This is a genomic window from Paenibacillus massiliensis subsp. panacisoli DSM 21345 (assembly GCF_000426545.1).
In the GTDB taxonomy this organism is placed as follows: Bacteria; Bacillota; Bacilli; order Paenibacillales; family Paenibacillaceae; genus Paenibacillus; species Paenibacillus panacisoli.
The window spans coordinates 1-16153 of record NZ_AUFO01000009.1 but is presented as its reverse complement, the minus strand read 5'-3'; the positions used below and the strand labels follow the sequence as shown (position 1 = coordinate 16153).

General features: G+C 49.7%; 12 protein-coding genes. All 12 read left to right on the top strand.

Annotated elements, in window-relative coordinates; translation table 11 throughout:
* Positions 1-311: 311 nt before the first annotated feature.
* Complete coding sequence (secA, locus tag K331_RS0106775) at positions 312-2819, top strand: preprotein translocase subunit SecA (RefSeq protein ID WP_028589692.1); 2508 nt, start codon at positions 312-314, stop codon at positions 2817-2819.
* A gap of 200 nt (positions 2820-3019) precedes the next feature.
* Positions 3020-4136, top strand: a protein-coding gene (gene prfB, locus K331_RS0106770; protein WP_156897620.1) for a peptide chain release factor 2 whose coding sequence is annotated in 2 segments (ribosomal slippage) — positions 3020-3091 and positions 3093-4136 — 1116 coding nt in all. Because the reading frame shifts where the segments join, the coding sequence is not laid out codon by codon here.
* A gap of 118 nt (positions 4137-4254) precedes the next feature.
* Positions 4255-5178: a YitT family protein gene (locus K331_RS0106765; protein WP_051289686.1), complete on the top strand. Its 924-nt coding sequence runs from the start codon at positions 4255-4257 to the stop codon at positions 5176-5178.
* Between the two features lie 412 nt (positions 5179-5590).
* Positions 5591-6883 carry an HD-GYP domain-containing protein gene (locus K331_RS29050; RefSeq protein ID WP_028589689.1) on the top strand — a complete coding sequence of 431 codons (1293 nt, stop codon included), beginning with the start codon at positions 5591-5593 and terminating at the stop codon, positions 6881-6883.
* A gap of 173 nt (positions 6884-7056) precedes the next feature.
* Positions 7057-8106 carry an N-acetyl-gamma-glutamyl-phosphate reductase gene (gene argC / locus K331_RS0106755; protein ID WP_028589688.1) on the top strand — a complete coding sequence of 350 codons (1050 nt, stop codon included), beginning with the start codon at positions 7057-7059 and terminating at the stop codon, positions 8104-8106.
* Between the two features lie 26 nt (positions 8107-8132).
* Positions 8133-9359 (top strand): bifunctional glutamate N-acetyltransferase/amino-acid acetyltransferase ArgJ, encoded by a 1227-nt coding sequence (gene argJ, locus K331_RS0106750; protein WP_028589687.1) that lies wholly within the window; start codon positions 8133-8135, stop codon positions 9357-9359.
* 195 nt (positions 9360-9554) lie between these two features.
* Positions 9555-10343, top strand: coding sequence for an acetylglutamate kinase (gene argB / locus K331_RS0106745; protein ID WP_028589686.1), 789 nt, complete (start codon positions 9555-9557; stop codon positions 10341-10343).
* Positions 10344-10426: 83 nt separating this feature from the next.
* Positions 10427-11704, top strand: coding sequence for an acetylornithine transaminase (locus K331_RS0106740; RefSeq protein WP_028589685.1), 1278 nt, complete (start codon positions 10427-10429; stop codon positions 11702-11704).
* Positions 11697-12653, top strand: coding sequence for an ornithine carbamoyltransferase (gene argF / locus K331_RS0106735; protein ID WP_018887628.1), 957 nt, complete (start codon positions 11697-11699; stop codon positions 12651-12653). The genes K331_RS0106740 and argF overlap by 8 nt, the downstream gene beginning before the upstream one ends.
* Positions 12654-12724: 71 nt before the next feature.
* The gene (locus K331_RS0106730; RefSeq protein ID WP_028589684.1) at positions 12725-13957 is read left to right on the top strand and encodes an argininosuccinate synthase; all 1233 of its coding nucleotides are present in this window, start codon (positions 12725-12727) and stop codon (positions 13955-13957) included.
* Positions 13958-14220: 263 nt separating this feature from the next.
* Positions 14221-15645 carry an argininosuccinate lyase gene (argH, locus tag K331_RS0106725; RefSeq protein WP_028589683.1) on the top strand — a complete coding sequence of 475 codons (1425 nt, stop codon included), beginning with the start codon at positions 14221-14223 and terminating at the stop codon, positions 15643-15645.
* Between the two features lie 275 nt (positions 15646-15920).
* Positions 15921-16153 (top strand): HTH domain-containing protein (locus K331_RS0106720; protein ID WP_028589682.1); only part of this gene is annotated, 233 nt, incomplete at its 3' end.

Here is a 16153-nt window from a genome sequence, read left to right as displayed (position 1 = left end):
TAGCAGGCCGTGTGTGTTGCGGCATCTCCTACAAACTGTTACAATTTATCCAAAGACTTTTTTTGCGAAAAAGGAATCAATTTCACCATGGTCCCTTTATGAACATCGGGGATTAGCAGCTTCTGCTAAGTCTGCATCTGGCTGATTCCCAAGGATATACACCTACATTTGCTCAGAGTGAGCTGTTATATGGCTGTCTGCATTCATTTGGGCGGCTGTGAGGCTGTCTGTCGTCAATGGATGTATAGCTGATTTTTGTATTTTTGTGAAATTGATTTCTAACCATTGTTGTTGCACGAAAGGGGTAAGCCATGCTAGGCATTGTTAAGAAGATTTTTGGAGATACAAATGATCGTGACGTGAAGCGTCTTATGAAGACCGTGGATATGATCAATAAATTGGAGCCGGATATTGCTGCGTTATCAGATGAGCAATTGAAGGGCAAGACAGAGGAATTCCGTTCACGCCTGGAGCAGGGTACCAATCTGGATGAACTCTTGCCAGAAGCATTTGCTACAGTTCGAGAGGCTTCCAAGCGTGTCCTGGGCAAGCGCCACTATGATGTGCAGATGCTGGGCGGTATTGCGCTGCATGAAGGTCGCATTTCCGAGATGAAGACAGGTGAAGGTAAGACACTGGTAGGGACGCTGCCGGTGTATTTGAACGCGCTGGCTGGCAAAGGCGTGCATGTAGTAACAGTCAATGACTATTTGGCGCAACGTGACAGTGCCGAGATGGGACAGATCTATGAGTTCCTCGGCATGACAGTGGGTCTGAATTTGGCGGGTATGAGGCATGAAGCGAAGCAAGAGGCTTATGCCTGCGATATTACCTATGGTACGAATAATGAATTCGGCTTTGACTATCTGCGTGATAACATGGTTCTGTACAAGGAACAAATGGTTCAACGCCCATTACACTTCTGTATTATTGACGAAGTTGACTCCATTCTCGTGGACGAGGCTCGTACACCACTTATTATCTCGGGTGCAGCTGAGAAGTCGACAGAGCTGTATTTCGCAGCTGATCGCTTTGTGAAGAACCTGAAGGTGGACGAGGATTACACTGTAGATATCAAGGTCAAATCTGTGGCGTTGACGGAGAATGGTGTATCCAAGGCTGAGAACTTCTTCGGGCTGGAGAATCTCTATGACCAGAAGAATGTAACGATTAACCACCATGTCGTACAGGCACTCAAGGCTAATGTCATCATGAGACGTGATGTTGATTACGTCGTGACTGAAGATGAGATCATGATCGTGGATGAGTTCACAGGTCGTCTCATGCAGGGCCGGCGTTATAGTGATGGTCTGCACCAGGCTATTGAAGCGAAGGAAAACATTCATGTTCAGAATGAGAGCATGACGCTGGCGACGATCACGTTCCAGAACTACTTCCGTATGTACCGCAAGCTTGCAGGGATGACAGGTACAGCGAAGACAGAGGAAGAGGAGTTCAAGAAGATTTACGGTCTGGAGGTACTGCAGATTCCGACGAACCGTCCGAATCAGCGTGTGGATATGCCAGACGTAGTCTACAAGAGTGTTATTGGCAAATTCAAGGCGGTAGTTGAAGAGATTCAACAACGTCACCAGAAAAAACAACCAGTTCTCGTCGGTACGGTCTCCATTGAGAACTCTGAGCTACTGTCCGAAATGCTGAAGCGCAAAGGCATTCAGCACAAAGTCCTGAACGCCAAGTATCACGCAGAAGAGGCAGAGATCATCACGAAGGCTGGACAAGCCGGAGCTGTAACGATTGCCACCAACATGGCTGGTCGGGGTACGGACATTATGCTGGGTGAAGGTGTGGCTGAGATTGGCGGTCTGCATATTATAGGTACAGAGCGCCACGAATCTCGCCGGATCGATAACCAACTGCGTGGACGTGCGGGCCGTCAAGGTGACCCAGGCTCAACGCAGTTCTACCTGTCCATGGGTGATGAGCTGATGAAACGCTTTGGTGCAGATAATGTACTAGCGATGATGGAGCGTCTGGGCTTCGAAGAAGACCAACCTATTGAGAGTCGGATGATCAGCCGTGCGATCGAGTCTGCTCAAAAACGGGTGGAAGGCAACAACTTCGATATGCGTAAAGTCGTCCTCCAATATGACGATGTCATGAATCAGCAGCGTGAGATTATCTACAAGCAACGTAAAGAAGTACTGGAATCCGAGAATATCAAGCAAATTGTATTCGATATGATCAAACCGACCATTGAGCGTGTGGTAGAGGCTCATTGTAGCGATGATATTCCGGAGAACTGGGAGCTTGAACAAGTTGCTGAGTATGTGAACAACAATATGCTCGAAGAGAATGCTGTATCGCGTGATGAGCTGTGGGGTAAGGAACAGGAAGAGATTGTGGACTTCCTCTTCACCAAGGTCACAGATAAATACAATGCACGTGAAGAATCCATTGGCCAGGAAATGGTCCGTGAGTTCGAGAAGGTTATTGTGCTGCGTTCGGTAGACAGCAAATGGATGGATCACATTGATGCGATGGATCAGCTTCGTCAGGGTATCCATCTCCGTGCATACGGCGGTACCGATCCGCTGCGTGAGTATCAATTTGAAGGCTACGAAATGTTCAATGCGATGATTGCAACGATCCAGGAGGAAGTCTCCAAGTACATCATGAAGGCTCAGATTGAGACGAATCTGGAGCGTCAAGCGGTAGTCGATGAGAACAAGATTACGACTAGCGGCGACTCTGCGGAGAAAAAGCCGGTTCATGTCGGTGAGCAAGTTGGCCGTAATGATGCTTGTCCTTGCGGAAGCGGTAAAAAGTATAAGAACTGTCACGGTCAGAACGCATAATCCGATATTTGTCGGAATAGCGATACCCGGTCCATGCGGGTCTGTTCGTAGATGGGGTTAACAAGCTCCCCGAAGAGTGTATGTATGATGGCTGGTGCGTTACAAATGGCCAGCGGTACACACTAGCCGGGGAGCTATCTTTGAAATGATGGTCTTTCATCAAGTGAGGCATAACTAATGAGGCAAAAGGAGCAATGAACATGATAGATCCAAGTGTTAAGCATGATCTGCGTGAAATTGGCAAGAAATTAAATAACCTTAGGGGGTCTCTTTGACTTAGATCTCAAACAGGAAATGATTGCGAATTTTGAAGAAAAGATGGCCGCTCCGGATTTCTGGGACGACAATGAAAAAGCACAATCTGTCATTGCCGAGATGAATGCTGTGAAATCGGCTGTAGATGAGTATAACAGGCTGTATCAGGAATATGAGGATGCTTCCATGATGGCCGAGCTGGCGGATGAAGAGAGCGATGAGGAGCTTGCAGGAGAGACAGCCGAGCAGGTGACTGCACTTGTTGGTAAGCTGGAGGCCTTTGAACTGCAGCTGCTGCTGAACCAGCCTTATGATCGGTTGAACGCCATTCTTGAGCTTCACCCCGGTGCGGGGGGCACGGAGTCTCAGGATTGGGGACAGATGCTACTGAGAATGTACACGCGTTGGGCTGACAAGCGCGGGTTCAAGGTAGAGACGCTGGATTACCTGCCTGGTGATGAAGCGGGAATCAAGAGCGTGACGCTGTTGATAAAAGGTTTTAATGCCTACGGTTATCTGAAGGCGGAGAAAGGGGTCCATCGTCTTGTGCGGATATCCCCATTCGACTCCTCCGGGCGTCGCCACACCTCCTTTGTATCCTGTGATGTAGTACCGGAAATTGCGGATGATGTGGAGATTGAAGTGCGGACCGAGGATCTCAAGATTGATACCTACCGTGCGAGCGGCGCCGGTGGTCAGCATATTAACACGACAGACTCTGCGGTACGAATCACGCATATCCCTACAGGCATTGTCGTGACCTGTCAGAATGAGCGCTCCCAGATCAAGAACAGGGAACAAGCGATGACGATGCTGCGCTCCAAGCTATACGAACGCAAGATTGAAGAGCAGAAGAAGGAGCTCGATGAGATTCGGGGGGAACAATCCGATATCGCTTGGGGCAGTCAGATTCGCTCGTATGTATTCCATCCGTATAGCATGGTGAAGGATCATCGTACAAGTGTGGAATCCGGTAACGTCGGAGCGGTAATGGATGGAGAGCTAGATCCCTTCATTGATGGCTATCTGCGTAGCCAGATCAAATCCGAAACTGAATCCTGATAAAATTCCTGCAGAGCGCCTCCTGAGTTGGTGAGAGGGTACTCTGTAGGAATTTTTTTGTGCTTTACTGTACATACCTAAATGATTCGAGATTTCAACTTGGAAAAGGAGAACCAACATGGCACCTTCAAATAGCTCTTCTTCAGCCCGGACTACCCCATCTACACGTAGAAGGCGATTGTCCGATGTGATTCCCGCGAATGGTCCCTGGCGCACTCTGCTGGATATCATCCTGATTGTGACAGGCTCTCTGATTACGGCCCTGTCTTTTAATATGTTCCTGCTCCCTAGCCGGATCGCCTCTGGCGGTGTATCTGGTCTGTCTATTCTCGTGCAAGAGCTGCTGAGCATTGAACCAGCCTATACCCAATGGGCCCTGAACATTCCCTTATTTATTGCGGGGGTTGCACTGCTCGGCAAGCAGTATGGGGTTCGTTCCTTGCTTGGCAGCATTCTGTTACCGCTCTTCGTGTACCTGACGAAGGATCTGCCTGTGCCTACGACGAACATTCTACTGTCCTCCCTCTATGGAGGAATCGGTGTCGGTCTGGGACTGGGTATTGTATTCCGCGGACGTGGCTCCACTGGCGGCCTGACGATCCTCGCCCAGATCATTCAGAAGTATACGGGCTTCAGCTTCTCTTTGTCTGTCGTACTGCTGGATGGTACGGTCATTCTACTGGCTGGCATACTGCTGACTCCAGAGAATGCACTCTACGCGCTCATTGGGTTATATGTCACTGGCAAAGTAATTGATGCTGTCGAGATGGGGCTAAGCTATTCGAAGGTGGCGTACATTATATCAACGGAGAAGGAACGAATGGCGGAAGTTATTTTAAATGATCTGGATCGTGGCCTGACAGAGCTGGCTGGACGCGGCGGATTCACGCAGGAGGAGCGACCGGTATTAATGGTTGTCGTCGGTCAGAATGAAATTACCAAGCTGAAGATGCTCGTTCGCATGGTGGACCCGGATGCTTTTGTCATTATTGGCGATACGCACGAGGTGCTGGGTAAGGGCTTCAAGCGTGAGTCAGCCTAAGTAAGAGGCCCACTCAGGAAAGTGAAAAATAGCAGCTTTTGAATGTGAGAAACAGTTCGGTGAAAGGGGGGGGTCGTAACAGAATTCAGCTTCCTTTTAATAATGCTTGTAATGTCTCGATGAATGCGGATACAAAAGAAAAAGTCGATTAGATACTTGGACCCATTCGTTCTTACGAAGCTTGTTTCATGCGTCTAGTTCTAAATGCATTGTTTTGGCATTGAAAATTCTCGGTCCTTAGTAGCGATTTGTCCATTTTCTAAAAAAATTCTCTAAAACGTCTAAAATGTAGCCGATACTAAGAGTACTTGGTGCAGACAAGCTAAATATGGAGTTGGGCCATCTTAACGGCTTGGCTCTGTATTCCATATATGAAGCTGTTCGCATTTACTTTTCGGAGGAGGCAATTCGGATGAGAGTTCACGTGAGGGACCTTCAGCAAGGGGATCTATTGAAGGATGATACATTTAACAAATATGGTGTCCCTTTATTAAAAAGAGGTGCTGAAATTAACAGTGATGGACTATCTTTGCTGCTTCAACATGGCATTGATTATGTAGAGATAGAAGAGGAAGATATTAAAGAAGCAAAGGAAATGACCGCAGAGCCTACCTATGATGTATTAGGTGGGGATTTAAATGGTGCGTTGACAAAGAATGCAAATGATGCAGAGATCAAAAATGCAAACAATGTAACGAACAGTAATTCGAATGTTGCATCAATCGGGGATTCAAACAATGCAACAATCAAGAAGGCACAAGATCTATCCTTGGGGAATGCAAACAGTATATTGAATACAAACAGTGTATCTCCCAAGATTTCGGAGAATGAATCAACCGGAGATTCATTTGATGCATCAGCCGAAAAGTTGAAAAAGAATATTGATAGTACGGTGGCTAGCTATCAGTCCTTATTCTTAGACGTGATCACAAAGAAAACAATATCGAATGAGAGAATTGATAACAGCTTGTCGGAATTGCTGGATAGTTTAGAGGAACAGAAAGATGTAGTATCCCTTCTCTTAATGCTGGAGCGTGAACATACCAATACATACGCACATTCACTAAAGGTGGGAGTGTTGTCCTACTACATAGCGAAATGGCTAGGTTACTCCGAAGAGGAAGTGTATAAGATCACTAAGGCAGGGTATCTTCATGATATCGGCATCAGCCGGATCTCACCATCTCTGCGTAACTTGTCATTGGATCTGACTGAAGCGGAGCAGGATGCTTTTAAGCGTCATACAGCTTATGGCTATCAGATTATTATTAACTCTATTCAGGATGAAACGTCTGCATTAGTGGCCTTCCAGCATCATGAACGTGGCGACGGTAGTGGCTATCCGAAGGCGCTTACCAAGGATGAGATTCATCCATATGCCCAGATCGTAGCGGTAGCGGACGTATTCGTTGAAATGGGACTGACGGGACCTGGTCAGATTAAGGAGGGTTTCCTGACAGTGATGCGCAAAGTGCACGAAATGAGCTTTGGCAAGCTTAGCGAGAAGCCTGTGCAGGTTATGATGCAGCATCTACTACCACATTTGATTGGCAAGCAGGTCAGTCTAAGCAATGGTGAGACCGCCGTTATTGTATTGAATAACCCGTTGGATTTCTTCCGACCTCTCGTGAAGGTTGGAGAGCAATTCCGTGATTTGTCCAAGGAGCAGCAGATTTCAATGGTTGACATTGTTGAAGCTGTCTAACTTGCCGTAACCAGTGCACTTCCTATGCACGATATTCCCTTTGCTATATTCGCCTACAGGCGGGAGGCGAAGGGATTTTTTTCGTACATAAACTTAACATGCAATGGTTGTATTTATATGAGTAGAGTCGTATAATAATACACAACTCGATAGCTTCGGATGGGAGGAGCAGCATGGTTAACAAGGTAAAAGTGGCAATTGTCGGTTCCACCGGCTACGGCGGGGTGGAACTGATTCGTTTTTTACAGCATCATCCACAGGTAGAGATCGTATCGGTTATTTCCTCCTCCAGTAGTGGTAAGCCGATCAGTGAGGGATTTCCTCATTTAACGAATATTGTGACACAGAATCTGGATGGAGTGCATCCAGCAGAGATTGCAGCTAAGGCAGACCTCGTATTCACGGCTACTCCTTCCGGTATTAGTACAGAGCTGGTGCCTCAACTACTGGAGGTCGGACTGAAGGTCATTGACCTATCTGGAGATTTCAGGCTCAAGGAAGGCGCTACCTATGAAGAGTGGTATAAGAAGCCAGCAGCACCGGAAGCCTACCTGGAGGAGGCCGTGTATGGCCTGTCCGAGGTGTATGGCGACCAGGTGGTTGATGTTCGGTTCATCTCGAACCCTGGCTGCTACCCGACAGCTACGCTGCTTGGTTTGATTCCGGCGGTAGAAGCGGGCTGGATTGATCATCGCAGTATTATCATTGATGCGAAGTCTGGTGTATCCGGGGCAGGACGCGGAACAAGCCTGATGACTCATTATGCGGAGATCAATGAGAATTTTAAAGCCTACAAAATCAACAAGCATCAGCATATTCCCGAGATCGAGCAGGTACTGGGCAACGTCGCGGGAGAGCAAGTAACCGTAACCTTTACGACACATCTGGCACCGATGACACGCGGTATCATGTCAACGATGTATGCCACGTTGCAGGGTACTTACTCAGAAGCAGAGCTAATTGAGCTCTATCGCAACTACTATAAAGATCGTCCATTCGTGCGTGTGCGCGATGAAGGCATCTGGCCTTCTACGAAGGAAGTATCCGGCTCGAATTATTGCGACATCGGCTTTGCGGTGGATTCCCGTACGAATCGTCTAACGATTATTTCAGTCATTGATAATGTCGTCAAGGGAGCGGCTGGGCAGGCTATACAAAACATGAATCTGATGATGGGATGGAAGGAGAGTCTCGGACTGGAAATGACACCAGTGTACCCGTAAATGGGCCGAGGCATACACATATGAGCATGAGTGCACATGGTTTTGAGATTGTGGAGGGCGGTACGGTTGTAACGCCGAAGGGATTCACGGCTGGTGGCATGCATTGTGGCTTGAAGAAGACGGATCGCAATGATATTGGAGCGATTCGTTGTGAGGTGCCAGCTACGGCAGCAGCTGTGTACACGACGAATATTTTCCAAGCTGCGCCACTGCAGGTGACCCGAGAAAGTCTGGCTAACGGTAGACTTCAAGCGATTATCGTGAATAGTGGAAATGCGAACGCCTGCACAGGACAGCAGGGAGAAGAGGACGCTTATGCCATGCGTGCTGCAGCTGCCAGGGAACTGGGCGTAGCTGAACAGGATGTTGCAGTAGCCTCTACTGGCGTCATTGGTGAGGTCTTGAACATGGATGCCGTGCATCATGGCATTGCAGGACTTCCGGCGCTGATGTCTGCGGATCAAGAAAGCGCAGAGGCTTTCTCTCAAGCCATTCTGACGACAGATCTGGTCAAAAAGGAAGTATGTGTATCCGTTCAGGTGGGCGGACAAACGGTGCATATTGCAGGAGCAGCCAAAGGCTCGGGCATGATTCATCCGAACATGGCCACAATGCTGGCGTTCATGACCTGTGATGCGACGATCCAACAGGAGGCGCTACATGGCTTGCTGAAGCAGGCGACCGATCAGACCTTCAATATGATTACTGTGGATGGGGACACCAGCACGAATGATATGCTGGTGGCGATGGCTAGCGGTCTGGTTGCCCATGAGGAGCTCAGCGAGCAGCACCCGGACTGGAAGAGCTTTGCTGATGCTTTCACTTATGTGTGCCAAGTGCTGGCGCAAGCGATTGCCCGTGATGGCGAAGGCGCGACGAAGCTGGTTGAAGTATCGGTGACGGGCGCGGTAAGTGAACAGTCTGCACGTGCCATTGCGAAGACTGTCATCGGCTCCAGCCTTGTTAAGTCTGCTGTATTCGGCGCAGATGCTAACTGGGGACGGATTATTGCAGCTGTGGGACGCGCGGGTGAGCCTGTCAACCCTCATACCGTAGACATTCGGCTCGGTGACATCGTCGTGCTGAAGGGCTCACGGCCGATTTCCTTTGATGAAGAGGAGGCGTTGGCCTATCTCCGTGGAGACACTGTGCGGATCGTAGTCGATCTGCATCAGGGTGAAGGACGTGCGACGGCGTGGGGCTGTGATCTGACGTACGATTATGTGCGAATTAATGCAGCTTACCGAACTTAGTCCTAAGTGGACTAAGCGACGATAAGGTAGACTCACTGGAATAGTGAAATTGTAGTAAGTACCTTGGCGGTACCGGGTTTCAGCTTGAATGCTCTATGAGCGTCGATACGCTCTCAGTTGATGTGGTCATGTATAGAGCGATGGATGGAATTTTGAAATATAAGGATTGTGCAATGTAAGTAGAGGGAGGCTGTTATGGAGCAGCAGTTTGTAATGAAGTGCGGAGGCAGCACCCTGGCAGCCCTGCCAGATTCCTTTTTTGACGATCTGGTATCCTTGCAGCAGCAAGGGGTCCAGCCTGTGATCGTGCATGGTGGTGGACCGGCTATCTCTGAGAACCTCGCCAAGCTTGGCATTCCTACCGAATTCGTGCAGGGACTTCGCAAAACGACTGAGGATGTGCTGGATGTCGTGGAGATGGTGCTGGCAGGCAGTATTAATAAGCAGATTGTACGCAGGATTTTGACCCATGGGGGTCAAGCGCTGGGCTTGTCCGGCTCTGATGGATTGCTGATTCAGGCCAAGCCCGTTCATAATCATGCAGAGGTCGGTTGGGTCGGTGATGTGACCAATGTCAAAGTAGAGATTATAAGCGGTGTGCTCGGCATGGGCTATATGCCGGTGATTGCTCCAGTAGGAATCGATGCCCAGGGACAGCGCTACAATATTAATGCAGATACGGCTGCGGGCGCAGTAGCCTCCCATCTTGGGGTAACCCGTATGATCGTGGTTACGGATGTGCCGGGTATTTTGAAGAATGTGGACGGAGACAAGCGAGTGCTACCATCCGTAACGGTCCAGGAGATTGAGGACATGATTGCTACGGGTGAAATCTATGGAGGGATGATCCCTAAGGTTCGTGCAGCCATTGCATGCATCCAGGGTAAGGTGCAGGAAGTGGTCATCGTTGATGGCAGTGAGCCGAATGTGCTAAGCCGAGTACTACGTGGAGACGGGATCGGGACCCGAATCGTTCGTATGTAGTTGAAATTGAAGACCATATAACGCATGGAAATGGCAATAAGCCAAAGGATATTTCTAATGATATGAACAGGAGCGTGATTAAAATGAGTCAGGGTGAACATACAGCAGTCGCACAGTCGGGACAAGACGTATCTAGTCCATCGCTGAGTAATAAGAATAGCAAGCAGGAGAGTTCGTTATTTCCGACCTATGCCAGATATCCGGTTGCTTTGGTTAAGGGGAAGGGAAGCTGGCTGTGGGATGATCAGGGGAAGAAATATCTCGATTTCATGTGCGGCCTTGCTGTAACGAACCTGGGTCATGCTCCTGATGTGGTCGCAGAGCGGCTGAAGCAGCAGATCGACGAGCTGTGGCATGTATCCAATCTGTTTCACATTCCAGGACAAGAGCAAGCCGCAGCGCTGCTGACGGCCAATAGCTGTGCAGACGCAGTCTTCTTCTGCAATAGTGGAGCGGAGGCGAATGAGGCTGCCATCAAGCTGGCTCGCCGCTATCATCAGAAGGTGAAGGGAACTGGCCGTTATGAGGTGATTACCTTCACGCAGTCCTTCCATGGCCGTACATTGGCAACCTTGACTGCTACAGGGCAGGATAAGGTAAAAGAAGGCTTTACACCGCTGCCAGCAGGCTTCAAGAGCGTTCCGCTCCATGATGTTGACGTGTTGGAGAATGCGATCGGAGATCATACTGCGGCGATTATGCTGGAAATGATTCAGGCCGAGGGCGGTGTATATCCGGTACAGCCGGAATTCGTACAGCATATCGTCAAGCTCTGCAAGGAGCACGGACTTCTGTTGATCATTGATGAGATTCAGACCGGAATGGGTAGAACCGGCAAGCTGTTTGCGTTCGAGCATTATGGTATCGAGCCGGATATCTTCACGGTAGCCAAGGGCATCGGCAGTGGCTTCTCCGTGGGAGCTATGCTGGGCAAAGGGTATCTGAAGGAGGCATTCACCGCAGGTAGCCACGGGTCTACGTTTGGGGGCACACCACTGGCTATGGCAGCTGTCAATGCAACGGTAGAGACGATCGTGTCCGAGAATCTGCCTGAGCGTGCGGCGAGCATGGGTGCTTATCTCATGGAGAAGCTGGAGAGCCGCTTCGCGGAGGTTCCTTTTGTGAAGGAGATTCGTGGCAAAGGCTTGCTGATCGGTATGGAGTGTGCAGGTCCTGTAGGTGACATTGTACTGGCTGGGCAAAGTAAGGGGCTGCTGTTCGTGACGGCAGGACCGAATGTGATCCGGTTGCTTCCGAATCTGTATGTGACGGAGGCCGAAATTGATCTCTGCGTAGATATGCTTGAGCAATTGATTAGCAGTCATGTTCAGGGACTGGAAAAGGAGAGTAACCATGAGTAAGACAGCAGAGCAGATGAAGCTTGACCTCAAAGGTCGGGATTTTATAGAATTAAATGACTTTACTACCGAGGAGATTGAATATCTGATTCAGCTTGCGGTAGATATTAAGAAGAAGCACAAGAGTGGAGAGGTCTATCAGCCTTTGCAGGGCAAGACTCTGGGATTGATTTTTGAGAAATCCTCTACCCGTACACGTGTATCCTTCGAGGTAGGTATGTATCAGTTGGGCGGTCACGCCTTGTTCCTGAGCAAGAACGATATCCAATTGGGGCGTGGGGAGACGATCAGTGATACAGCACAAGTTATGTCCCGCTATCTGGACGGCATCATGATTCGTACCTTTGGACATCACAATGTGGTGGACCTCGCCCGGTATTCGACGATTCCGGTCATTAACGGACTCAGTGATCTGGCTCATCCTTGTCAGGTGCTGGCTGATTACCAGACGGTCTATGAGCACAAGGGCAAGCTGAAGGGACTGAAGGTCGCTTATATCGGCGATGGCAACAATATGGCGCACTCACTCATGATTGGCGCAGCCAAGCTGGGAATGCACATCTCGGTAGCTAGTCCAGAAGGCTATGCACCTGATGCGCAGGTCGTAGCGGAAAGTCAGGATATCGCTGCAGGTACAGGAAGCCGTGTGGAAGTAACTACCGATGTTCAAGCCGCTGTGAAGGACGCGGACGTCATCTATACGGATGTATGGGCGAGCATGGGCTTTGAGGAGGAGCAGAAGCAGCGTGAGCTGGCGTTTGCCGACTATCAGGTCAATGAAGAGCTGGTAAAGCTGGCTAAGCCCGACTACTTGTTCATGCACTGTCTGCCAGCACATCGCGGAGAGGAAGTCTCGGCGGGTGTAATTGACGGACCGAATTCCGTGATCTTTGACGAGGCAGAGAATCGTCTCCATGCACAGAAGGCACTACTCGTCGCCTTGATGAGCTAGTGTGGATCAGCTAATCATGTAGCACTTATTTAAGCATATGACATGACCTTACAGGGAGGATTTATTAATTCATGGCTAAGGAAAAAATCGTACTCGCCTATTCAGGCGGTCTGGATACATCCGTCATCTTGAAATGGCTGAAAGAAACTTATGATGCAGAGATCATCGCTTTTACGGCGGATATTGGCCAGAAGGATGAGCTTGACGGTCTGGAGGAAAAGGCACTGGCTACCGGAGCATCCAAGGTATATATTGATGACCTGCGAGATGAGTTCGCAAGTGACTTTATCTACCCTATGTTCCAGGCTGGCGCTCTTTATGAGGGGCAATACCTTCTCGGGACCAGCATTGCACGTCCGCTGATCGCCAAGCGGATGGTCGACATCGCCATTGCTGAGGGCGCTACAGCTATCGCACATGGTGCTACTGGCAAGGGGAATGACCAAGTACGCTTCGAGTTGAACGCTGCAGCACTTACACCAGATATCAAGGTCATTGCGCCTTGGCGTCTGGAGGAGTTCCGCAACCAGTTCCCGGGTCGGGCCGAGATGATCGCCTATGCAGAGAAGCATGGCATTCCGGTGACTGCATCTGCAGCCAAGCCGTATTCGATGGACCGCAACCTGCTGCATATCAGCTATGAGAGCGGCGTACTGGAGGACCCGTGGTTCGATCCGAGCGCTCCTGAAAATAAGGATATGTTCCTGTTGAGCAATGCTCCTGAAGATGCACCGGATGAGTCCGAATATCTGGAGCTGGAGTTCGAGAAGGGGGATTGCGTAGCGCTGAACGGCGAACGTCTTAGCCCGCTTCAGGTCATGGAGAAGCTGAACGAACTGGGCGGTAAGCACGGTATTGGTCGTGTCGATATGGTCGAGAATCGTTTTGTCGGCATGAAGAGCCGCGGTGTCTATGAGACGCCTGGCGGTACGATTCTGTTCACAGCTCACCGCAAGATGGAGTCCATCACCATGGACCGTGAAGTCATGAATCTACGTGATAGCCTGATTACCAAGTACGCTACGTTGGTGTACAACGGCTTCTGGTTCGCACCAGAGCGTCTCGCACTGCAGGCTCTGGTCACGGAGAGCCAGAAGAATGTGACAGGTACGGTACGCGTGAAGCTGTATAAAGGTAATGTCATTGGGGCAGGCGTGAAGAGCCCTGTGAGTCTGTATAACCCGGATATCGCTACGATGGAAGCCGACCCTACACAGGCTTACGACCAAGGTGATGCTACAGGCTTCATCCGTCTGAACGCACTGCGTCTGAAGGTAAACTCTGGCGTTAACCAGAATAAGTAAGCATAATGAGCATAGTACCTTGACCTAATCTGATTCGGTTGGATGGGCTTGGGCATCGTCGTTAGCGGAAAGCGGGGAAGCCCTAGAGAAGCGTAGCGTCCGCCTTTAAGCTTGCTTAACAGCGGTCGGCAGGGCTCCCTGTTTGCAGCGGGCTCCATACTCACATTTAGTTGAATCAAGGTACTTGAATTTCATACATTTCAGCGGGCCGCCTTTGTCCGGGAGACAAGGGCGGCCCGCATTATAGAAAAGGAGACTGACCAATGAGCAAGCTATGGGGAGGCCGATTCACCAAGCAGACGAACAAGCTGGTGGAAGAGTACACAGCCTCTATCAATTTCGATAAGCAATTGGCTGAGGAAGATATTCAAGGCAGCTTGGCGCATGTGACCATGCTGGGCAAATGCGGCATTATTCCACAGGAGGATGTGGAGACGATCAAGCAGGGCCTGGACAAGGTGCTGCATCGTATTCGCAAGGGCGAGATTGAGTTCTCGGTATCCGACGAGGATATCCATATGAACATTGAGAAGAACCTGATCGAAGAGGTTGGACCCGTGGGCGGCAAGCTGCATACGGGCCGCAGCCGCAATGATCAGGTCGCCACAGATATGCATCTGTACCTGCGCAACCGTGTCGTATCTCTAGTCGGTATGCTGCATGCTGTACAGGAAGCTCTGATTGGACAGGCCAAAGATAATCTGGATACGATTGTACCAGGCTACACTCACCTGCAACGCGCACAGCCAATCCTGTTCGCACATCATTTGCTAGCGTATGTCTCCATGCTGGAGCGTGATATTGATCGTCTGAAGGACAGCTACAAGCGCATCAATGTGCTTCCGCTCGGCGCAGGGGCACTTGCGGGAACGACCTTCCCGATTGATCGGCATTTTGTGGCTGAGCAGCTAGGCTTCGATGGTGTCTATGAGAATAGTCTGGATGCCGTAAGTGATCGTGATTTTATCGTTGAATTCCTTGCTGGCGCCTCTCTGATTATGGCGCACTTGTCCCGTCTCAGCGAAGAGCTGGTGCTGTGGAGCAGCACAGAGTTCGGCTTCGTGGAGCTGGATGATGCCTTCTGCACAGGCAGTAGCATTATGCCGCAAAAGAAGAACCCGGATGTTCCTGAGCTGGTGCGCGGCAAGACAGGTCGTGTATATGGCAACCTGATGGGGCTGTTGACGGTGCTCAAATCCTTGCCGCTTGCGTACAACAAGGACATGCAGGAGGATAAGGAAGGCATGTTCGATACGGTAGCTACCCTGGAGGGTGCGCTGCAGCTATTCGCTCCAATGATCGCCACGATGAAGGTGAACAAGCAGCGGATGCGGCAGGCCGTGAATCAGGATTTCTCCAATGCGACTGATATTGCAGACTTCCTGGTGAATAAGGGCCTTCCGTTCCGTCAGGCGCATGAGGTAATCGGCAAGACGGTACTGTACTGCATTCAGAACAACAAGTATCTGCTGGATCTGACGCTGGAGGAGTTCCAACAGTTCTCCGAGCTGTTCGATGATCGGATCTATGCGGTGCTGCAGCCTGAGGCTGTCGTGAATGCACGGAATGTGTATGGGGGTACAGCAACGCCGCAGGTTCGCGAGGCAATTGGCCGCAGCGAGCTGTTGCTCAAGACGACTGAGGAATGGGTGGCGTTGCGTCAAGGCAACGTGGCTTCCGGCTCGTAAATACTAGTTGTTATCCATACCAATCATCCATACCAATCATCCATACCAATCATCCATACCAATCATCCATACCGATTATCCATAGGCGTAGGTAAGGATGCATTCGATCAACTCAGTAGAAATTGCTCCAGTGGGGTAAATCATACGCAGAAATAAGGTCGAGGACAGGCTCCATGAGCGCTAAACTGTACCCTATAAGATGGACACTTTAAAAAAGGTCATCTTGTAGGGTGTTTTTTGTGTCAATCAATTAAAACGAGCGGTGGTCGAATCGAATGTCTAAAAAATTATTTTCCACTCAAGAACAAACGCAATTAAGAACAAATCCCTATGTGAAAAATGTCAGTGCCAAAGCCATTACATATACGGATGCGTTTAAAGAACGATTTATTCAAGAATACAATCAAGGTAAGTTTCCAAGTGAGATTTTTCAGGGGGCCGGCTTTGACTTGGACGTTTTGGGTACAACCAGAATTATGAGAGCTTCAAATCGTTGGCGTACGGCGTA

Excerpts from the sequence above, each read along its gene's own strand:
- secA (WP_028589692.1), top strand. The coding sequence starts at position 312 with ATGCTAGGCATTGTTAAGAAGATTTTTGGAGATACAAATGATCGTGAC.
- K331_RS0106765 (WP_051289686.1), top strand. The coding sequence starts at position 4,255 with ATGGCACCTTCAAATAGCTCTTCTTCAGCCCGGACTACCCCATCTACA.
- K331_RS29050 (WP_028589689.1), top strand. The coding sequence starts at position 5,591 with ATGAGAGTTCACGTGAGGGACCTTCAGCAAGGGGATCTATTGAAGGAT.
- argC (WP_028589688.1), top strand. The coding sequence starts at position 7,057 with ATGGTTAACAAGGTAAAAGTGGCAATTGTCGGTTCCACCGGCTACGGC.
- argJ (WP_028589687.1), top strand. The coding sequence starts at position 8,133 with ATGAGTGCACATGGTTTTGAGATTGTGGAGGGCGGTACGGTTGTAACG.
- argB (WP_028589686.1), top strand. The coding sequence starts at position 9,555 with ATGGAGCAGCAGTTTGTAATGAAGTGCGGAGGCAGCACCCTGGCAGCC.
- K331_RS0106740 (WP_028589685.1), top strand. The coding sequence starts at position 10,427 with ATGAGTCAGGGTGAACATACAGCAGTCGCACAGTCGGGACAAGACGTA.
- argF (WP_018887628.1), top strand. The coding sequence starts at position 11,697 with ATGAGTAAGACAGCAGAGCAGATGAAGCTTGACCTCAAAGGTCGGGAT.
- K331_RS0106730 (WP_028589684.1), top strand. The coding sequence starts at position 12,725 with ATGGCTAAGGAAAAAATCGTACTCGCCTATTCAGGCGGTCTGGATACA.
- argH (WP_028589683.1), top strand. The coding sequence starts at position 14,221 with ATGAGCAAGCTATGGGGAGGCCGATTCACCAAGCAGACGAACAAGCTG.